21 protein-coding genes and 1 pseudogene are annotated in these 18,910 nt (G+C 40.1%); 12 read left to right on the forward strand and 10 right to left on the reverse strand.

Features of this window, described 5'->3' with window-relative positions:
- From QT76_RS05180 to secG, 10 genes and pseudogenes are all read right to left on the reverse strand, one after another.
- Complete coding sequence (locus QT76_RS05180; RefSeq protein WP_000819164.1) at positions 1 to 231, reverse strand: NADH-ubiquinone oxidoreductase subunit E family protein; 231 nt, start codon at positions 229 to 231, stop codon at positions 1 to 3.
- Entirely contained in the window at positions 228 to 1,457 is a 1,230-nt protein-coding gene (gene nuoD, locus QT76_RS05185) for an NADH dehydrogenase (quinone) subunit D (protein ID WP_033612699.1), read from the reverse strand. Before nuoD ends, QT76_RS05180 begins: the two co-directional genes overlap by 4 nt.
- A 1-nt stretch (position 1,458) precedes the next feature.
- The gene (locus tag QT76_RS05190; RefSeq protein ID WP_001885059.1) at positions 1,459 to 2,256 is read right to left on the reverse strand and encodes an NADH-quinone oxidoreductase subunit C; all 798 of its coding nucleotides are present in this window, start codon (positions 2,254 to 2,256) and stop codon (positions 1,459 to 1,461) included.
- The gene (locus QT76_RS05195; protein ID WP_001183508.1) at positions 2,256 to 2,735 is read right to left on the reverse strand and encodes a NuoB/complex I 20 kDa subunit family protein; all 480 of its coding nucleotides are present in this window, start codon (positions 2,733 to 2,735) and stop codon (positions 2,256 to 2,258) included. The genes QT76_RS05190 and QT76_RS05195 overlap by 1 nt, the downstream gene beginning before the upstream one ends.
- Entirely contained in the window at positions 2,735 to 3,136 is a 402-nt protein-coding gene (locus QT76_RS05200; protein ID WP_001183537.1) for an NAD(P)H-quinone oxidoreductase subunit 3, read from the reverse strand. The genes QT76_RS05195 and QT76_RS05200 overlap by 1 nt, the downstream gene beginning before the upstream one ends.
- A 92-nt stretch (positions 3,137 to 3,228) precedes the next feature.
- Positions 3,229 to 3,933 carry an SIR2 family NAD-dependent protein deacylase gene (locus QT76_RS05205; RefSeq protein WP_033616866.1) on the reverse strand — a complete coding sequence of 235 codons (705 nt, stop codon included), beginning with the start codon at positions 3,931 to 3,933 and terminating at the stop codon, positions 3,229 to 3,231.
- Positions 3,930 to 4,382 (reverse strand): annotated as a pseudogene (locus tag QT76_RS05210) (RDD family protein); the annotation flags it as partial. The pseudogene QT76_RS05210 and the gene QT76_RS05205, both read right to left, overlap by 4 nt.
- The gene (gene pyrE, locus QT76_RS05215; RefSeq protein WP_033616869.1) at positions 4,383 to 4,988 is read right to left on the reverse strand and encodes an orotate phosphoribosyltransferase; all 606 of its coding nucleotides are present in this window, start codon (positions 4,986 to 4,988) and stop codon (positions 4,383 to 4,385) included.
- A gap of 3 nt (positions 4,989 to 4,991) precedes the next feature.
- Entirely contained in the window at positions 4,992 to 5,549 is a 558-nt protein-coding gene (gene frr, locus QT76_RS05220; RefSeq protein WP_033616870.1) for a ribosome recycling factor, read from the reverse strand.
- Positions 5,549 to 6,145 carry a preprotein translocase subunit SecG gene (gene secG, locus QT76_RS05225; RefSeq protein ID WP_033616871.1) on the reverse strand — a complete coding sequence of 199 codons (597 nt, stop codon included), beginning with the start codon at positions 6,143 to 6,145 and terminating at the stop codon, positions 5,549 to 5,551. The genes frr and secG overlap by 1 nt, the downstream gene beginning before the upstream one ends.
- Positions 6,146 to 6,267: 122 nt before the next feature.
- Between secG and QT76_RS05230 the strand changes: the two genes are divergently transcribed.
- From QT76_RS05230 to QT76_RS05290, 12 genes are all read left to right on the forward strand, one after another.
- Positions 6,268 to 6,990, forward strand: a complete 723-nt coding sequence (locus QT76_RS05230) for a methyltransferase domain-containing protein (RefSeq protein ID WP_033616872.1) — start codon at positions 6,268 to 6,270, stop codon at positions 6,988 to 6,990.
- 70 nt (positions 6,991 to 7,060) lie between these two features.
- Positions 7,061 to 8,041 (forward strand): tryptophan--tRNA ligase, encoded by a 981-nt coding sequence (trpS, locus tag QT76_RS05235; RefSeq protein WP_033616873.1) that lies wholly within the window; start codon positions 7,061 to 7,063, stop codon positions 8,039 to 8,041.
- A complete protein-coding gene (locus QT76_RS05240; RefSeq protein WP_033616874.1) occupies positions 8,042 to 9,826 on the forward strand; it encodes an extracellular solute-binding protein in 1,785 nt (594 codons plus the stop codon). It abuts the gene before it with no gap.
- Entirely contained in the window at positions 9,823 to 10,869 is a 1,047-nt protein-coding gene (locus QT76_RS05245) for a microcin C ABC transporter permease YejB (protein WP_033616875.1), read from the forward strand. The genes QT76_RS05240 and QT76_RS05245 overlap by 4 nt, the downstream gene beginning before the upstream one ends.
- Before the next feature lie 8 nt (positions 10,870 to 10,877).
- Positions 10,878 to 11,468, forward strand: coding sequence for an SH3 domain-containing protein (locus tag QT76_RS05250; protein WP_033616876.1), 591 nt, complete (start codon positions 10,878 to 10,880; stop codon positions 11,466 to 11,468).
- A gap of 7 nt (positions 11,469 to 11,475) precedes the next feature.
- The gene (locus tag QT76_RS05255; protein WP_033616877.1) at positions 11,476 to 12,267 is read left to right on the forward strand and encodes a shikimate dehydrogenase; all 792 of its coding nucleotides are present in this window, start codon (positions 11,476 to 11,478) and stop codon (positions 12,265 to 12,267) included.
- Entirely contained in the window at positions 12,267 to 14,201 is a 1,935-nt protein-coding gene (locus QT76_RS05260) for an RNB domain-containing ribonuclease (RefSeq protein WP_033616878.1), read from the forward strand. Before QT76_RS05255 ends, QT76_RS05260 begins: the two co-directional genes overlap by 1 nt.
- Positions 14,191 to 15,213: a DNA polymerase III subunit delta gene (holA, locus tag QT76_RS05265; protein WP_033616879.1), complete on the forward strand. Its 1,023-nt coding sequence runs from the start codon at positions 14,191 to 14,193 to the stop codon at positions 15,211 to 15,213. Before QT76_RS05260 ends, holA begins: the two co-directional genes overlap by 11 nt.
- A 152-nt stretch (positions 15,214 to 15,365) precedes the next feature.
- Positions 15,366 to 15,794, forward strand: coding sequence for a 30S ribosomal protein S6 (gene rpsF / locus QT76_RS05270; RefSeq protein WP_033616880.1), 429 nt, complete (start codon positions 15,366 to 15,368; stop codon positions 15,792 to 15,794).
- A gap of 9 nt (positions 15,795 to 15,803) precedes the next feature.
- Positions 15,804 to 16,349 (forward strand): single-stranded DNA-binding protein, encoded by a 546-nt coding sequence (locus tag QT76_RS05275; protein WP_033616881.1) that lies wholly within the window; start codon positions 15,804 to 15,806, stop codon positions 16,347 to 16,349.
- 22 nt (positions 16,350 to 16,371) lie between these two features.
- Positions 16,372 to 16,629, forward strand: a complete 258-nt coding sequence (gene rpsR, locus QT76_RS05280) for a 30S ribosomal protein S18 (RefSeq protein WP_000440196.1) — start codon at positions 16,372 to 16,374, stop codon at positions 16,627 to 16,629.
- A 426-nt stretch (positions 16,630 to 17,055) separates the two neighbouring features.
- The coding region (locus tag QT76_RS05290) for an outer membrane protein (RefSeq protein ID WP_033616882.1) at positions 17,056 to 18,910 on the forward strand (1,855 nt) is incomplete at its 3' end.

Genomic DNA, 18,910 nt, shown 5'->3' on the forward strand with positions numbered 1-18,910 from the left:
TCAAGCCTTTTTTCTCACGACAATCGTCCAATCCGCTTGATTGAAACGCAAAGAATTGAGAAGCTCATGCCCTTTGGATTGGATAAATTCAGCGCTCTTAGGGATATTAGAAAAATCCCCCACTTCAAACATGAAAATAGCGACTTCATTAGGTTGCATTTCTTTTTCAATCAATTCTTCTAAGCGTTCAAAAATATCTGCTTTTAAGGGGCGCAAATCAAAGCGTTTCATCTATCCACCTCGCCAAACACCGCATTGGTTGAGCCAATCACGGTTACTGCATCCGCTAAATATTGCCCTACTAAAATATCGCTTAAAGCCCCAATGTGATAAAAGCTAGGGGCTCTGATTTTTAATCTATGAGGGTAAGGCTCGCCCTCTGAATGGATAAAAAACCCTAATTCCCCTTTAGGGCTTTCTGTGGGGGCATACACTTCCCCAACGGGCGGGCGCATGCCTTGAGCCACTAAAACAAAATGCTGCATCAAGGCGTAGTTTTGCGTCATTATATCTTCTTTAGGGGCGGAAATGTAATGCGGGTTTTGAGCCATGATAGGCGTATCGGTTTTTGCATACATGGGAATGAGTTGTTCAACGATGCGAATGCTTTCATCAATTTCTAGCATATACAAGCAATACCGATCATAACTATCGCCACAATTGCCCACCGGTATGTCAAAATCAAGCTCTTTATAAAGCTCATAAGGTTCTTCTTTTCTAATGTCATAAGCGATCCCAGTCCCTCTTAACATGATACCGCTCATGCCCCAGCTTTGTGCCATTTTTGGCGTTACAACGCCCACATTTTCCAAACGCATCCGCCAAATGCGATTCTTATCCAATAAGCCTTGAATGAGTTTTTTGCATTCCCTCATTTCGCCTAAAAACTTTTTTAAGCCCTCTAACCAATTCGGGGGTAAATCCAAAGGCACGCCCCCAATCCTTATAGCGTTATGCGTGAGCCTGGCTCCGCAATAATCCTCCATCAAATCCAGCCCGTATTCCCTCGTTTTAAACGCATACAAGAACACGCTCATCGCCCCCACATCTAAAGCATGCACGCTGATAAAAAAGATGTGTGAAATCATGCGGTTAAGCTCTAGTAAAATCGTGCGGATCACTTGGGCTCGGCGCGGGATTTCTAAATTGAGCAAGGTCTCTACCGCATAAGCGTAAGCGTAATTATTGCTAGTAGAAGAAGTGTAATCCAACCTGTCGGTAGTGGGCATGTATTCGTTATAGGTCATGTTTTCGCCTAATTTTTCACAGCCTCTATGCAAGTAGCCAATTTCAGGGGTAGCCTTAATGATTTTTTCGCCCTCTAATTCCAAAATCAAGCGCAATTGCCCATGGCTACTGGGGTGTTGAGGACCAAAGTTTAAAATCATTTGGTTATCGTCATGTTCAAAAATGATGTTTTCAAACTGGGGGTTGAGTTTCGTGAAATTTTGAGCCATTTTATAGCCTCTTTTTTAAGATAGTGGGGGCGATTTTGTGCAAATCTTTGACAAAAGGGATTTTCTTAAACGCATGCTTTTCTTCTACTTTTTTTAATTCTTCGCCCTTGCCCTGCTCATAGCCGATTTTTGCAAAATTGAAAGTGTCTTTTTCATCCACTCTCGCGCTGTCTCGTTGCTCTTTACCCACCACTTCTCGGTATTCTTTACCAAAAATCTTATCCACTTCATACCATTGGGCAAATTCATCGCCCTTAAGCGGGTAAGAGCGCAACAAGGGGTGGCCTACCCAATCATGCGGCATGATAAGACGTTTCAAATAGGGGTGTTTGTCAAACACAATACCAAGCATGTCATACGCTTCCCTTTCGCTCCAATTAGCCGATCGATATAAAAAACTCAAAGAATCCACGCTCTCATTAGGCAACAAAACGCATTTCACGCGCACCCTACGGCGGTTTTTGCAACTATCGCTAAAACCCACGAATTGATAAAACAATTCAAAATGCCCTTTTTTAGCGCACAAATCTATCGCGCTCATTTCGCTCAAACACTCATAGCCCAAATGCCTTAAAATCGTAGCGGCAGAAAAAATATCGTCTTTTTTGATCCAAAACACAGCCGTGTTAGTCTCTATGTATTTGTCTAAAATCTCATGCTTGTAAGAAAGGTGGTTGTAAATGACCTCATAAGCACTGCCCTCTAAGTATTTTTTAGGGGTGGGTTCTATGATTTTATAGGGGTCATGCTGGCGCGATTGTTTTTGCACATCTTCATAGGGGGATTGTTTTCTTACCATCACACTAACCTTTTAGGAGCGTCTTGTTTGATCGCTTTAGATCGTCTGATCTTATCTTGCAAAACCATAAGGGCGTATTGTAAAGTCTCTGGGCGTGGTGCACAACCGGGCAAGTAAATATCCACAGGAACGATCCTATCCGCTCCTTGAACGGTCGCATAAGTGTTAAACATCCCGCCCGTGTTAGCGCAACTCCCCATAGAAATCACCCATTTAGGTTCAGGCATTTGATCATAGAGCCTGCGCATAAACTCGGCATGCTTTTTAGTGAGCGTGCCAGCGATGATCATCACATCCGATTGCCTAGGGCTCGCTCTAAAAATCGTGCCAAACCGGTCAAAATCAAACCTTGAACCCCCTGTCGCCATCATCTCAATCGCGCAACACGCTAAGCCATAGGTTAAAGGCCAAAGCGAGTTAGAACGCCCCCAATTCAATAATTTATCCAAAGTGCTTAGAACGACTGGTGCTTGTTGCATTATTTCACCTCTAATTTTTGCCAGCTCAAAGCGTTTCGCTTTAAAGCGTAAATAAAACCAATGGTTAAAAAGAAGACAAAGCCTAGCATTTCAATGAGCCCAAACAAGCCTAATTTTTTAAAATCAATCGCCCAAGGGAACATGAAAACGATTTCTACATCAAATAAGATAAAAAGCATGGCCATGATATAGAAATGGTGCGACACTCTATTAGGCTGTTTGAGAGCCACAGGCCCGCATTCATAGGGAGCGAGCTTGAGCTTTTCGCCCTTTTTTTGAGCCATTTTACGGCTTAAAAACCTTTGAATCCTTAAGGTTAAGTTAAACACCCAAAAGGTGAATACTAGCAAAACAAAAACGCCAAAATAGGGGTGATTCAATGCTTCTGTAGCTTGTTGCATCAGGCTCTCAAACTCCTTTAATTATTACTTTTAGCAAACGATGGAAGCAATTAAACCATGTTTTTGCTAATCGTTAGCTGAAAAAATAAAAATTATTTCAACATCTCTTGAGAGGCCATTTCTATGAGTTTGGGCGTTAAATCTTGCATGGCATGCGCCGCGCTTTCATTAATGCATTGGATATTCTGGGGTAAATGGGCGTTTTTAGCTTTAGGGTCAATGTAATAAATGAGGGCGTCTTTATGCGCATGCGTGTAGAGACTGGCTGCAGGATAGACTTGCAAAGAAGTGCCAATGATGATTAAAAGGTGCGCTTGTTTGACTAAAGAAATCGCTTCTTCAAGCAAAGGCACAGCTTCGCCAAACCACACAATATCAGGCCGTAATTGCGCTTTATCTTTAGCCAAGTCGCCTAAATTCAAGTCCTTTTCCCACCTATAAACCAAATTAGGATCTTTTTCGCTGCGAACGCTTAACAATTCCCCATGCAAGTGCAAAATGTGAGAAGAACCCGCTCTTTCATGCAAATCATCTACATTTTGGGTGATGATATGGACTTGATAGTGTTTTTCCAATTCCGCTAAAGCCTTATGGGCTTTGTTAGGATAAACTTCAAAAAGCTGTCGGCGCCTTTGGTTGTAAAAATCCAACACCTTTTGCGGGTTCTTTTTCCAGCCATAAGGTGAGGCGACTTCCATGATGTCATGCCCTTCCCACAAGCCATCAGCGTCCCTAAAGGTTTTAATCCCGCTTTCTGCTGAAATGCCAGCCCCGCTTAAGATCACTAAATTTTTCATGTTTCCTCCTTGATGGTTTCAATATGAGTGCCGCTGAGTTTGTCATGCAAAAAAAACTTAAAAATAAAAGGCGTAACAAACCCTATGAGTAACCCCATGCTCAACACCCACAAAACAAACCGCCACAAAGCTAAAAAAAAGCCCACTTCTTTGCGGTTATTTTTGACTAATTTAAACCGAGCGTAACGCATGCCAGGGCTTTGGGATTTAAAAGCGATAAAAAAGCTGTGCGTTAGGGCGTAAAAAAGCAGGCATAAAAAAATCGCGCTCTGGTTTTCCCTAAAATCCTTCGCGCTCCCTAAAATCACATAAGTCATTATATAAAGCATGGGGGTATAAATCATAAAAATATCGGTGATGAAGGCCTTTAAGCGTAAAGAGAGATTCAACCCTTTTAAAGGGCTTTCTAACGCTTGCTTTTTTTTTGGGGTTTTATTTTTTTGGTTTTTTTAGTTGCCACGACTTCCTGGCTTTATAGCAACGCTAGTAGCGCATAAAGGGCAAGAGCTAGGCTTGTGCATGTCAAAAACAAAATCTTCTAAAGCAAAAAGGGGCAAATGGCTAGGCAAACACGCGCCCTCTTGGGCTTTTAAATGAGAATGAGCGCGTTTGCAAATGCCCCGATTGGCTAGAGCGCCAAAAGCCACGATTTGAGCGCCCTTTTCTTCTAAAACTTTAGCGCATTCCATGGCGGATTTCCCCGTAGTGATGATGTCCTCACACACTAAAATTTTTTCGTTTTTTTTGACTTCAAAACCACGCCTTAACGCCATGACGCCATTCACTCTTTCGGTAAAAATAAAACGCACGCCCAAAGCCCTTGCAAGCTCATACCCAGCCAAGATCCCCCCAATGGCAGGTGAGCATACGCATTCAATATTCAAATGAGCTTCTTGGATTTGTTTGGCTAATTCTAGCGCTAATTGTTCTGCTAGTTTGGGATCTTCTAAGACTTTAGCGGATTGCAAATAATAATTGGAATGGAACCCGCTGCTGAGCAAGAAATGCCCCTCTAATAGCGCTTGAGCGTTTTGATAACATGCCTTAATATCCATGGTTTAGACCTTTAAGATCGCGTCTTCTTTGTTTTTCACGCTTTCATCAATTTTCTTAATGGCTTCATCGGTGATTTTTTGGATCTGCTCTTGGGCTTTCTTGCTTTCATCTTCGCTGATTTCTTTGTCTTTTTCTAATTTTTTCACCTGGTTGTTAGCGTCTTGGCGGATATTCCTCACAGCCACTTTAGCCTTTTCGCCCATCGCTTTGGCGTCTTTTGCGATGAGTTTCCTTTGCTCGGTTGTCATGGGTGGGAAAAAAAGCTTGATCGTTTCGCCGTCGTTATTAGGATTGACGCCAATATTGGCTTCTTGAATGGATCGTTCAATTTCTTTGAGCAGGTTTTTTTCCCATGGGCTGATTTGAAGGGTGGTCGCATCCAAACTCATCACGGATCCGACTTGGTTTAAGGCGGTGGGCGTGCCGTAATAATCCACTTTGATATGATCTAAGATATTGACTGAAACTTTCGCGCTCCTTAGAGTGGAAAAATCCCTGTTTAAAGCTTGAACGCTTTTTTGCATCAAATCTTTGGTTTCGTTATAAATGACTTGTAACATTATTTTTCATCCTTTTTTTGGTTTGTGTGGGCATTGGTTTGCGCATGCGGTTTAGGCTTTTGGTGGGTGGTTGGGGGTGTTTTGGCGTTCTCTTTGGTTTTTTCAACATCCTTTATGCCATTTTCTTTGGCATCATTCTTTTCATTCTTTTCATTCTGTTTGGGGCTTTCAACAAAAGGCGTTTTGGCTGGCTCTTTAGGGAGTTCGTTAGGCGTTTGTTGTGGCATTAAAGGGTTAGTGGGGGCTTGCTCTAAAGGGTTGAGCGTTGGGTTTAATGTGGGATTAAGCGTAGGGTTGAGCGTGCCGGTGGCAGGGACTAAGGGCGAAAGCTCTTTATTGGTTTTAGTTTCATCTAAAACGCTCTTGCCGTATTCTTTGTTGTAAAAATAGCCTAAGGCGATGGTGTTGATGACAAACAATAAGCCTAAAAACATGGTCAATTTCGCCATAAAGCTTGCGGGCCCTTTAGCGCCAAATAAAGAATCGTTGCTCCCGCTATAAGCCCCTAAGCCGATGCTAGAACTTTTTTGCAACAAAACCACCACCACAATCAATACCGCTAAAACAATTTGTAAGCCTAACAGAGCGCTTGTCATAAACACTGATTCCTTAAATCCCTAAAATTTAGAAAAAATTAGGCTTAATCTTATCTAAAATTTGATAAGAATACACTAAAATTTAGTTTTAATTTTAAGCATGGCGCGTTAAGGCGGTGGTGTTGGACTCTTTTCATTCATTTAATCAGCATGCATTCAATCGGCATGCCAAAACTTACCATCTCTTCGCCCATATCCAGCAGCAAATCGCTATTCATCTTGTCCAATTTTTAAAACAAAAACATTACGCTAAAGTTTTGGATTTAGGATCGGGGAGTGGGGCTGTTTTTAACGCTTTAGAGTGGCAAAATATTGTGATTGAAGACTTTATCGCTTTGGATAATTCCATAAACATGCTCAAATTGCACCCCACGCATTCTATCAACATTCAAAAAATCTCTTTAGAGCATGCGGATTTTGAAGAACATGTTTTTCACGCTTACGATCTGGTTGTGTCCTCTTCATCTTTGCAATGGGCAAGGGATTTAAAAAGCGTTTTAGAAAAAATCGCTCTTTTTAGTAAGGAGGTGGCTTTAGCTATCCATACGGATTTTAGTTTGCATGAAGTGCATGAGTTTTTAGGCACGCCTTCGCCTTTAAGGGATCTCAAAACGCTCAAATCCTTAATCAAAAACGCTTTTAAAAATTTTCAAATAGAATTGGAAAACAAGCGCTTTTCTCTTTATTTCAACCGCAAACAAGATTGCTTGAATTACCTTAAAAAATGCGGTCTTTTGGGGGGTTCAACGCTGAGTTTCAAGCAAAAAAAACATTTTTTTCAAAACATGGCGTTTGAAAAATTAAGCTATGAAGTGTTACTCTTTTCGGGGATCAAGCGTTCTTAAAAACTAAGATAAATTAAAATATTAAAATTAGGTGGTTACAATAATACTAACTAAACCAACGAGAAACAACATGCATAAAAAACGAGTCTTTTCAGGCATCCAACCTACTGGGCAAATCCATTTGGGCAACTATTTAGGAGCGATCAAGCATTGGGTAGAGATGCAAGATGAATATGAAAACCTTTTTTGCGTCGTCAATTCGCATGCGATCACCCTACCCATAGATCCTGCATTTTTAAAATCCCAAAGCTATGAATTGGTCAAATTGCTTTTAGCTTGTGGGATTAGCCCTAAGCAATCGGGGTTATTCATTCAAAGTGAAGTGGATGAGCACCCGGCTTTAGCATGGCTATTAAATTGTCAGGTGTCTATGGGGGAAATGCAACGAATGACGCAATTCAAAGACAAGTCTTTAAAAAACCCTAAAAGCGTGAATGTGGGGCTTTTCAATTACCCTATTTTGATGGCGTCAGATATTTTATTATACCAAAGCGATTTAGTGCCAGTGGGCGAAGATCAAAAGCAACATTTAGAACTCACGCGAAACATTGCAGAAAAATTTAACAGGGATTTTGGAGACTGCTTTAAAGTGCCAGAGCCTTTGATCGCTAAAGTGGGGGCAAGGGTTATGGGGCTAGATGATCCAAAAGTGAAAATGAGTAAATCGCATCAAGGGGCTAACCATGCGATTTTTCTTTTAGATGAGCCGGATGTTATTGTGAAAAAAATCAAAAAAGCGGCCACTGATTCTATGGGCGTTATTGCCTTTGATGAAAAAAGAGAGGGCGTTTTTAACCTTTTAAATATTTACATGCTTTTAAGCGATGAAAGCCCAGAAAAGATAGAAGAGCGTTTCAAAAATAAGGGCTATGGGGATTTTAAAAAGGAATTAGCTGAAGTAATGATCCAATCTTTAAAACCCATCCAAGAAAGATACAAAGAAATCAGCGACGATGAGGTGAAAGCCGTTTTAAATGGCGGCGTCAAAAAAGCCAGGCCTTTAGCGAGGGCGACTTACCAAAAGGCTAAAGAATTGATGGGGTTAATTTGAGTGGTCTTTAAAATTTTAAGTTTATGGTTAGGGGTGTTTTGTTTTCTTAAGGCTACGCCTTATTTATACTTGGGCGAAGAACCCAAATATAAAGACAATTTCACGCATTTTGAATACGCTAACCCTAACGCTAGAAAGGGCGGTGTTTTAAGGAATGACGCCATAGGGACTTTTGATAGCCTTAACCCTTTTGCGCTTAAAGGCACTAAAGCCGAAGGCTTGGATCTCATTTATGACACTTTAATGGTGCAAAGTTTGGACGAACCTTTTGCAGAATACCCCTTGATCGCTAAAGACGCAGAAGTGGCTAAGGATAACAGCTATGTGATTTTTACGATAGATAAAAGAGCGAGGTTTAGCAATAACGCTCCCATTTTAGCGAGCGATGTGAAGTTTAGCTTTGATACGATCATGAAATTAGGATCGCCCATTTATAGGCAGTATTACCAAGATGTTAAAAAAGCGGTTATCTTAGACAAACACCATGTTAAATTCATTTTCAAAACCACTGAAAATAAAGAATTGCCCCTTATTTTAGGGCAGTTGCAGATCTTTTCCAAAAAAGCGTTTCAAAAGGATTATTTTGAAAAAAACCCCTTACTCATTCCTGTTTCTAGCGGCCCTTATGTGATCGCTTCCTTTGATGTGGGCAAGAAAATCACCTACCAAAGAAACCCTAATTATTGGGCGAGGAATTTGCCTAGCAGAAAGGGGCAATTCAATTTTGATGAGATCAAATTTGAGTATTACAAAGACGAAACCATTGCTTTACAGGCTTTTTTAAGCGGGGCGTATGATTGGCGCCTTGAAAGCACGGCTAAAATTTGGGCTAGGGGCTATGTGGGGAAAGCTATGGATAATAAAAAAATCACTAAATACCTCATAGCCCATAAAATGCCAAGCGGCATGCAAGGGTTTTTCTTCAACACGCGCCGAGAAATTTTTAAGGATAAAAGGGTGCGTGAAGCCTTATTCTATGCGTTTGATTTTGAATGGGCGAATAAAAATTTGTTTTTTTCGCAATACAAGCGCACCACCAGTTTTTTCAGTAACTCTATCTATGCGTCCCCTCCACTCCCAAGCCCTGAAGAAAAAGCCCTGCTAGCCCCTTATGAAAAGAGTTTGGATGAAAGGGTTTTTAAAGAGCCTTATGTTGTGCCTAGAACCGATGGGCCTGATGTTTTGGGCTATAATTTGAGGGAAAATTTAAAATACGCTCAAAAGCTTTTAAAAAGCGCGGGCTTTTCTTACAAAAACATGCGTTTGGTGGATAAGAATAACAAGCCTTTTAGTTTCACTTTGCTTTTAAACAGCCCGGCCTTTGAAAGATTGGCCCTAGCCTTTGCTAAAAACTTAAGGGTGTTGGGGATTGAAATGAAAATCCAAAGAGTGGATTTAAGCCAGTATGTCAATCGGGTCAAAAGCTATGATTTTGACATGATTGTAGGAGTGATTGGCCAATCGTCTTTCCCGGGTAATGAGCAGCGTTTTTATTTTGGCTCTTTGAGCGCTAAAGAAAAAGGCGCAAGGAATTATGCAGGAATCTCTAGTAAAGCGGTAGATGGTTTGATTGAAAAAATCATTAACGCTAAAGATTATAAGGAGCAATTAGCCGCTACTCAAGCGATGGATAGGGTGCTGTTGTGGGGGTTTTATGTGATACCGCATTTTTATTTGCCTAATTACAGGATCGCAGCGTATAATTACATTGGCATGCCTGAAGTTAGCCCTAGTTATGGATTTTCGCCGTATTTGTGGTGGGCAAAAGAAAAGGATCTTCAATGATTGCTTATATCCTCAAACGCTTGCTTTTGATCATCCCCACTTTATTGGCTATCATGACTATTAATTTCTTTCTGATCCAATCGGCTCCTGGAGGCCCCATAGAGCAGATGATGGCTAAAATCAATAACACGCAGTCCAAAGAGATTCAAGGCGTTGTTAAGGATCGAGCCTATAGGGGATCTCAGGGGTTGGAGAGCGATTTGATAGAGAACTTAAAAAAACTCTATGGTTTTGACAAGCCTATAGGGGAGCGCTACCTTCTTATGCTCAAAAAATACGCGCAATTTGATTTTGGGGAGAGCTTTTATCGCCAGATTAAAGTGATAGATTTGATTAAGGAAAAATTGCCAGTATCCATTTCGTTAGGGCTTTTTAGCACGCTTTTGATCTATCTTATCTCCATCCCTTTAGGGATTTTCAAGGCCAAACGCAATAACGAGCCTTTAGATGTGCTAAGCAGCGTGGTGATCATTGTCGCTAACGCTATCCCGGCCTTTTTGTTTGCGGTGGTGTTGATCGTGTTTTTTGCTGGAGGGAATTATTGGCATTGGTTCCCTTTAAAGGGGCTAGTGAGCGATAATTTTGAGAGTTTGAGTGCGTTAGGCAAAATCAAGGATTATTTATGGCATATCACTTTGCCCGTTCTTTGCATTTCTTTAGGGGGTTTTGCAAGCCTTACGCTTTTAGTGAAAAACTCTTTTTTAGATGAAATGGGCAGACTTTATGTACTGAGCGCTAAGGCTAAGGGCTGTTCAGTGGGGCGTATTTTTTATGCGCATGTGTTCCGCAATGCGATTTTATTAGTGGTGGCGGGTTTTCCGCAAGCTTTTTTAGGCATGTTTTTTAGCTCAAGCTTATTGATAGAAATTGTTTTTAGCCTAGATGGGTTAGGGCTTTTAGGGTATGAAAGCATTGTGAGTAGGGATTATCCTGTCGTGTTTGGTTCGCTTTATATTTTCACGCTTTTGGGTTTGGTAGCGAGTTTGATAAGCGATTTGCTCTGCGTGGTGATTGACCCTAGGATTGATTTTGAAAAGCGTTGAGGGCAGGAATGAAAACTGAGATGAAATCTTCTTTAAAACTTTTTATGCGGCCTTTTTTGGTGGTTTTGGCGTTCATGTTGTTGTATGCTTTAATGCATGTTGTGCTTGGTTTTTATGCGAAAAAAGACAGCGCTTCAATAAGCCAGAATTTAGAAAAAACCGAGACAGAGCGTCAAAACAGCGTGCTTTCGCCCAAACAAGAAGAAGCCAACGCAACCACAACCGCCACAGAACAAAACCCCACCAAAGACACAGCGCCGCCTTTAGAAACAGCCACACAAGAAAAAGAAACCAAACAAGAGATTAAACAAGAGCAAGAAAAAGAAAATAAGCCTAAACAAAACAGCGTCTCGCCCGTTCAAAACAACCAAAAAACCCCTACAACCCCCTTAATGGGAAAAAAACCCCTAGAGTATAAGGTCGCAGTCAGTAGCGTGAATGTGCGAGCTTTTCCTAGCACAAAAGGTAAAATCATTGGCTCACTCACAAAAGATGCAAGCGTGAAAGTTTTAGAAATCCAAAAAGATTGGGCTAAAATTGAATTCACTAAAGAAACAAAGGGCTATGTGTTTTTGAAACTTTTAAAAAAGGTTGAATGAAAGAATAATGAGTTTAAAATCTTTTGGGGTTTTGGGAAACCCTATCAAGCATTCTAAATCGCCCCTAATCCATAACGCTTGTTTTTTGACTTTTCAAAAGGAATTGGGGTTTTTGGGGCATTACCACCCTATATTACTCCCTTTAGAGAGCCGTATCAAAAACGAGTTTTTACATTTAGGGCTTAGTGGGGCTAATGTAACCTTGCCTTTTAAAGAAAGGGCGTTTCAAGTTTGCGATAAAATCAAGGGCATCGCGCTTGAATGCAGAGCGGTCAATACGCTTGTTTTAGAAAATGATGAGCTTGTGGGTTACAATACTGACGCTTTAGGGTTTTATCTTTCTTTAAAGTGCAAAAATTATCAAAGCGCTTTGATTTTAGGCTCTGGAGGGAGTGCTAAAGCCCTAGCGTGCGAGTTAAAAAAACGAGGCTTGAAAGTGAGCGTGTTGAACCGCTCTGCTAGGGGATTGGATTTTTTCCAACGCTTGGGCTGTGATTGTTTTATGGATCCTCCTAAAAGCGCTTTTGATTTGATTATTAACGCCACTTCAGCGAGTTTAAATAACGAATTGCCTTTGAATAAAGAGGTTTTGAAAGGGTATTTTAAAGAAGGCAAGCTCGCTTATGATTTGGCGTATGGGTTTTTAACGCCCTTTTTGTCTTTGGCTAAAGAGTTAAAAACCCCCTTTCAAGATGGGAAAGACATGCTCATCTATCAAGCTGCTTTAAGTTTTGAAAAGTTCAGCGCTTCTCAAATCCCTTATCCAAAGGCGTTTGAAGTCATGCGAAGTGTTTTTTGATGCAAGGGTTTTTAAGAAGCCTGTTTTTTGGGGTTAAAAAGATCCCTAAACGATTCGCCCCCCTAGTAGAAAAGAGCGTTTTAAAAGAAGCACTTCAATCAAACAAGGATCGCTATTTTTTAAAAGAAGGCTTTGATATAGGCAAGATTGAAAGGGTAAAAAATAAGGCGTTTTTCATTTCTTTAGCGAAAAATTACCCTAAAGACCCTTTAATCAAAAACTTACCCCCATCTTTTAAAACAGACGCTTTGATTTTATGCAAAATAGAATCTTCTAAAAAACGCCCCATAGCCTTTTTTAAAGCCGCGCTTTTAAATGCAGATCACACGATGATAGCTTATTTGGCTAAAAAAAATCACCAGATTGTGGCTATCCCTTTTAAAGAGCCTTTTAAAAAACCCATTCTTTTAAAGCACAGCCAAAAATCCTTACTAGAATTGCCCAGGCATTGCGTGGTAAAGATCGATCTTAAAAAGCGTGAAATCAGCGAAATTTTAGGGGCTTTAGAAGACCCTTTAATAGATGAAAACCTTTCTTTAAGCCTTTTTGACAGGGTTAAGGATTTTTCAAAAGATTGTTTGGATTTAGCCCAACATTACGCGCAACTCAAAGCGAGCGATTTTAAAGACAGGATCAATTATTCTCACATCCCTTTTATCACCATTGACCCCAAAGACGCTAAAGATTTTGACGATGCGATTTTTTATGACCAAGAAAAAAGGGTTTTGTTTGTGGCGGTTGCTGATGTGAGCGAATTTGTGCCGAAATATTCCAGTTTGGATAAAGAAGCCAGGGTTAGGGGCTTTAGCGTGTATTTCCCTAACAGCGTCTATCCCATGCTGCCTTTGAGTTTGTCTCAAGGGGCATGCTCACTCAAAGCGTTTGAAAAACGCCTGGCTTTAGTGTATGAAATCCCTTTAGATGATTTGAAAAACGCCCGATTATCTCAAGGCGTTATTGAAGTTAGGGCTAATTGCACTTATGAAGAAATCAACCATTTTTTAAGCGCTAATCAAAGCTCTTTAGATAAAGATTTGCAACAGAGCCTTTTAGAGTTTTTAGAAATGGCTTTAAAGTTAAAAAAGGAGCGTTTAAAAAAGGGGTTTGATTTCAACTCGTTTGAAAACAAGCTGTATTTAAATAAAGAAGGGCGTATAGAAAAAATTGAAACGCAAACAGAAAGCGATGCGCACACCCTTATAGAAGAAGCCATGCTCTTAGCCAACCAATCTAGTGCGAGGTTATTGGATGAGCATTTTCACAATAAGGGGATATACCGCACCCATAAAGAGCCCAGTTTGGAGCAGCAAAAACGCCTCTACGACAAGCTTTTTGATTATGAGATTGTTCGCCCTAAAAACATGGGTTTTTTCCCTTTTTTAGAGCATGCCTTAAAAATAGCCAAAGAAAAGAAGTTAGAAAGAGAAGTTTCGCGCCTAATCATTAAATCTCAAAATTTAGCCCTTTATAGCCCCATGCAAGAAAGCCATTTTGGTTTGGGGTTTGCCAGCTATACGCATTTCACTTCGCCCATTAGACGATACAGCGATTTAGCCTTACACAGGCTTTTAAAAGAATTGTTGTTCCATCAGGCTAAAGGCTGCTCGTATTTGTTAGAAGAAACGCCTGAATTATGCGCTGAGTTGAACGCTTTACAAAAAAAGGCCGCTTTGATTGAAAGGGATTTTGTCAAACGCAAATTCGCTCGCTTAGCTTTAGAACTTTTAGAAAAAGAATTTTTGGGCGTGGTTTTGGAGGTTAAAGATTGGGTGGTGGTGGGGTTAAAAGAATTAATAGGGCTTAAAGTTTTAGTCAAAACGAACAAGGTTTTTAAGCCGTTAGAAAAGGTGCGCGTTACAATCACGCATGCGGATTTGATTTTAGGGCAAGTTAGAGGCGAAATTACAGAAAGGATTAAAGAGCATGTATCGTAAAGATTTGGACCATTATTTAAAACAACGCCTCCCTAAAGCGGTGTTTTTGTATGGGGAGTTTGATTTTTTTATCCATTATTATATTCAAACGATTAGTGCGCTTTTTAAACGCAATAACCCTGACACAGAAACTTCGCTTTTTTATGCAAGCGATTATGAAAAAAGCCAGATTGCGACCCTTTTAGAGCAGGATTCTTTATTTGGAGGGAGCAGTTTAGTCGTTTTAAAACTGGATTTTGCGCTGCATAAGAAATTTAAAGAAAATGATATCAATCTTTTTTTAAAAGCCCTAGAGCGGCCTAGCCATAACAGGCTTATCATAGGGCTTTATAATGCTAAAAGCGACACCACCAAATACAAATACACTAGCGATATTATCGTTAAATTTTTCCAAAAAAGCCCCTTGAAAGATGAAGCGATCTGCGCGCGCTTTTTTACCCCTAAAACTTGGGAGAGTTTGAAATTCTTACAAGAAAGGGCTAATTTTTTGCATTTAGACATCAGCAGCCATCTTTTAAACGCTCTTTTTGAAATTAATAACGAAGATTTAGGCGTTTCGTTTAACGATTTAGACAAGTTAGCGATATTAAACGCGCCCATCACTTTAGAAGACATTCAAGAATTAAGCTCCAATGCGGGGGATATGGATTTGCAAAAGCTCATTTTAGGGCTTTTTTTGAAAAAAAGCGTTCTTGATATTTATGATTATTTGTTAAAAGAGGGCAAAAAGGATGCGGATATTTTAAGGGGGTTAGAGCGCTATTTTTACCAGCTTTTTTTATTTTTCGCTCGCATTAAAACGACCGGTTCAATGGACGCTAAAGAGGTTTTAGGCTACGCTCCCCCTAAAGAAATCACCGAAAATTACGCTAAAAACGCCCTGCGTTTGAAAGAGGCCGGCTATAAAAGGGTTTTTGAAATTTTTAGATTGTGGCACATTCAAAGCATGCAAGGGCAAAAGGAATTAGGCTTTTTGTATTTGACCCAAATTCAAAAGATTATTAATCCTTAAAAATACTGAAAGGTATTTTTAGATTTTAGGTTCAATATTTCAATAAAACCAAATTTAATCCAAAAACAAGCGAAAGAAAGGTATAATCAAAAGTTTTTTAGACCTTGCTCTTTTTTAGTAAAAAAAGGGCTATACAACCACAAGGAGAATGGATGAGGCATTATGAAACGATGTTTATTCTCAAATCTACTTTAGTAGAAGAAGAGATTAAATCAAAGATTGAGTTTTATAAAGAAGTGATCACTAAGCATCATGGCGTGATTGAAACGAGCCTGGATATGGGCATGCGTAATTTAGCTTATGAAATCAAAAAGCATAAAAGAGGCTACTATTATGTGGCGTATTTCAAGGCAGAGCCGTCAATGATTTTAGAGCTTGAAAGATTGTATCGCATTAATGAAGACGTGTTGCGTTTCATTGTGATCAAATATGAAAGCAAGAAAGAAGTGGAAGCGTGGCATGCGTTAGTGGATAGGGCTAATAAAAAGCCATCACACGCCAAAGAAAAGCATGAAAAAACCGAACACGCGCATTCTCACCACGCAGAGGAAGCAAAAAGCACAGAATCTCATAGCGAATAAGGGCTTATCATGTTTAATAAAGTGATTATGGTAGGGCGTTTGACTAGGAATGTGGAGTTGAAATATTTGCCTAGCGGTTCGGCTACGGCTACAATAGGTTTAGCCACAAGCAGGCGTTTCAAAAAACAAGACGGCACGCTAGGCGAAGAAGTGTGCTTTATAGATGTGCGCTTGTTTGGGCGAACGGCTGAAATCGCTAACCAGTATTTGAGCAAAGGGTCAAGCGTTTTAATAGAAGGGCGTTTGACTTATGAAAGCTGGACGGATCAAACGGGCAAAAAAAATTCTCGCCACACTATCACAGCAGATGCGTTGCAATTTATGGACAAGAAGTCAGACAACCCTCAAGCGAACGCTATGCAAGATAGCGTGATGCATGAGAATTTCAACAACGCTTATCCCACTAATTATAACGCCCCTAGCCAAGATCCTTTTAACCAAGCCCAAAGCTATCCACAAAACGCTTACGCTAAAGAGAATTTACAAGCACAGCCGTCTAAATACCAAAACAGCGTGCCTGAAATCAACATTGATGAAGAAGAAATCCCCTTTTAAGGGTTAAAATTAAGGAGATATTATGGAAAGAAAACGCTATTCAAAACGCTATTGCAAATACACTGAAGCTAAAATCAGCTTTATTGACTATAAAGATTTGGACATGCTCAAGCACACGCTATCAGAACGCTATAAAATCATGCCCAGGCGGTTGACAGGCAATAGCAAAAAGTGGCAAGAAAGGGTGGAAGTGGCGATCAAAAGAGCCCGCCACATGGCTTTAATCCCCTACATTGTGGATAGGAAAAAGGTCGTGGATAGCCCTTTTAAACAGCATTAAGTTTTTGATTAGGGCTAATGGGGGGCATGCCCTTTTAATCTTGTTTAATCTTGTTTAATCTTGTTTAATCTTGTTTAATCTTGTTTAATCTTGTTTAATCTTGTTTAATCTTGTTTAATCTTGTTTAATCTTGTTTAATCTTGTTTAATCTTGTTTAATCTTGTTTAATCTTGTTTAATCTTGTTTAATCTTGTTTAATCTTGTTTAATCTTCGTTCTATTTTTGTTAAATATTGGTTGTAAAAGCGTTAAAAGCGTTTTTAAAATCCAATTAAAAGCGTTCAAAAGTAACGCAAAAAAACAAAAAAAAAGCAAAAAATGACACAATTTTTTCAAAATTACAAAAAAAAAACGCTTTTACGCTATAATACACCCCATGCATGTTCAATGCATCAAATTTCAAACCCATTTTAAAAAGGAGAATGTGATGAAAAAAACCCTTTTACTCTCTCTCTCTCTCTCGTTTTTGCTCCACGCTGAAGACGACGGCTTTTACATGAGTGCAGGCTATCAGATCGGTGAAGCCGCTCAAATGGTGAAAAATACCAAAGGCATTCAAGAGCTTTCAGAGAATTATGAAAAATTAAACAATCTTTTAAATAATTACAACACTCTCAATTCAGCTATCACCACTGCAAGCAACGGCTTGAATGTGTCAGTTGCGGTTGATAATTTAAGGGCGGGCGCGAGAAATTTGCTAGATGAAAAAACCAACTCTCCCGCTTATCAAGCGGTGATTTTAGCACTCAATGCGGCAGCGGGTCTGTGGCAAGTCATGAGCTATGCGATCAGTGCTTGTGGTCCTGGCACGGACAGCAGCAAAAATGGAGGCGTTCAAACCTTTGAAAACACACCATCATCGCAATACGGAGGGACTACCATTACTTGTAATTCGTATTATGAGCCAGGATATAATAGTGCTCTATCCACTGAAAATTTTGCGATCATCAATCAAGCTTATCAAATCATTCAAAAGGCTTTTGGGAGCAGTGGGAATGGAATCCCAATTTTAAGCAACACTAATACAAAACTTGATTTTACGATGGATGGAAAAAAAACAACAGATGCCACGGCAGGAGATAGAACAAGCTATAATGGTGGTCCATACAAGCCAACCCAATGGGTAGGGGGAACACAAGAAACAAACAACACAAAAATTGATGTAGCAAATAATGCTCAAGAACTTTTAAAACAAGCGAGCATCATTATCACTACCCTAAATAATGCATGCCCACACATGAATAATGGTAGTGGTGATCCGTGGGGATTGCCTAATTCCAATGGGAGTGCATGTGGGATTTTTGCCACTGAAATCAGTGCGATTACAAGTATGATCAAAAACGCTCAAGAAGCCGTTGCACAAGCCAACATTGTTAACGCTACCCAACAAGCAGAATTAGCCAACCCGAATGACTTCAACCCTTTCACAGATGCTAAATTTGCTGAAGGCATGCTCAAAAACGCGCAAGCACAAACAAAGATTTTAACTCTAGCTGAGCAAGTGAAAAATGACCTTAACACTATTCCTGAAGCTTTCATCAGTTACTCCTTAGCATCATGCAGAACACCAGGTCGTGGCACTAATCCAGGCACGGTTACTGGTAACACTTGGGGTTCAGCTTGCGCGTATGCAGGAGAAACCATAACCGCTTTAAACAACAGCATCGCGCATTTTGGGACTGAAGCTGCTCAAATCAAACAAGCTGAAAACATCGCTGACACTTTGGTGAATTTCAAATCCCGATACAATGAATTAGGCAGCACCTACAACAGCATCACTACCGCTATTTCAGGTATTCCTAACGCTCAAGCGATCCAAAATGTGGTGAGCAAAAAGAACAACCCCTATAGCCCTCAAGGCATACAAGAAAACTTCTACCTTAACCAAAACACTTATAACCAAATCCAAACCATCAATCAAGAGTTAGGCAGAAACCCCTTTAGGAAAGTGGGCATCGTCAGTTCTCAAACCAACAACGGCGCGATGAACGGGATTGGTATCCAAGTGGGCTACAAGCAATTCTTTGGCCAAAAAAGAAGATGGGGCGCTAGGTATTACGGCTTCTTTGATTATAACCATGCCTATATCAAATCCAGCTTTTTCAACTCGGCTTCTGATGTGTGGACTTATGGCTTTGGAGCGGACGCTCTTTATAACTTCATCAACGATAAAGCCACCAATTTCTTAGGCAAAAACAACAAGCTTTCCGTAGGGCTTTTTGGCGGCATTGCGTTAGCGGGCACTTCATGGCTTAATTCTGAGTATGTGAATTTAGCCACCA

Source organism: Helicobacter pylori SA37A (genome assembly GCF_000476015.1).
In the GTDB taxonomy this organism is placed as follows: Bacteria; Campylobacterota; Campylobacteria; order Campylobacterales; family Helicobacteraceae; genus Helicobacter; species Helicobacter pylori_DB.

Excerpts from the sequence above, each read along its gene's own strand:
- QT76_RS05180 (WP_000819164.1), bottom strand. The coding sequence starts at position 231 with ATGAAACGCTTTGATTTGCGCCCCTTAAAAGCAGATATTTTTGAACGC.
- nuoD (WP_033612699.1), bottom strand. The coding sequence starts at position 1,457 with ATGGCTCAAAATTTCACGAAACTCAACCCCCAGTTTGAAAACATCATT.
- QT76_RS05190 (WP_001885059.1), bottom strand. The coding sequence starts at position 2,256 with ATGGTAAGAAAACAATCCCCCTATGAAGATGTGCAAAAACAATCGCGC.
- QT76_RS05195 (WP_001183508.1), bottom strand. The coding sequence starts at position 2,735 with ATGCAACAAGCACCAGTCGTTCTAAGCACTTTGGATAAATTATTGAAT.
- QT76_RS05200 (WP_001183537.1), bottom strand. The coding sequence starts at position 3,136 with ATGCAACAAGCTACAGAAGCATTGAATCACCCCTATTTTGGCGTTTTT.
- QT76_RS05205 (WP_033616866.1), bottom strand. The coding sequence starts at position 3,933 with ATGAAAAATTTAGTGATCTTAAGCGGGGCTGGCATTTCAGCAGAAAGC.
- pyrE (WP_033616869.1), bottom strand. The coding sequence starts at position 4,988 with ATGGATATTAAGGCATGTTATCAAAACGCTCAAGCGCTATTAGAGGGG.
- frr (WP_033616870.1), bottom strand. The coding sequence starts at position 5,549 with ATGTTACAAGTCATTTATAACGAAACCAAAGATTTGATGCAAAAAAGC.
- secG (WP_033616871.1), bottom strand. The coding sequence starts at position 6,145 with ATGACAAGCGCTCTGTTAGGCTTACAAATTGTTTTAGCGGTATTGATT.
- trpS (WP_033616873.1), top strand. The coding sequence starts at position 7,061 with ATGCATAAAAAACGAGTCTTTTCAGGCATCCAACCTACTGGGCAAATC.
- QT76_RS05245 (WP_033616875.1), top strand. The coding sequence starts at position 9,823 with ATGATTGCTTATATCCTCAAACGCTTGCTTTTGATCATCCCCACTTTA.
- QT76_RS05250 (WP_033616876.1), top strand. The coding sequence starts at position 10,878 with ATGAAAACTGAGATGAAATCTTCTTTAAAACTTTTTATGCGGCCTTTT.
- QT76_RS05255 (WP_033616877.1), top strand. The coding sequence starts at position 11,476 with ATGAGTTTAAAATCTTTTGGGGTTTTGGGAAACCCTATCAAGCATTCT.
- QT76_RS05260 (WP_033616878.1), top strand. The coding sequence starts at position 12,267 with ATGCAAGGGTTTTTAAGAAGCCTGTTTTTTGGGGTTAAAAAGATCCCT.
- holA (WP_033616879.1), top strand. The coding sequence starts at position 14,191 with ATGTATCGTAAAGATTTGGACCATTATTTAAAACAACGCCTCCCTAAA.
- rpsF (WP_033616880.1), top strand. The coding sequence starts at position 15,366 with ATGAGGCATTATGAAACGATGTTTATTCTCAAATCTACTTTAGTAGAA.
- QT76_RS05275 (WP_033616881.1), top strand. The coding sequence starts at position 15,804 with ATGTTTAATAAAGTGATTATGGTAGGGCGTTTGACTAGGAATGTGGAG.
- rpsR (WP_000440196.1), top strand. The coding sequence starts at position 16,372 with ATGGAAAGAAAACGCTATTCAAAACGCTATTGCAAATACACTGAAGCT.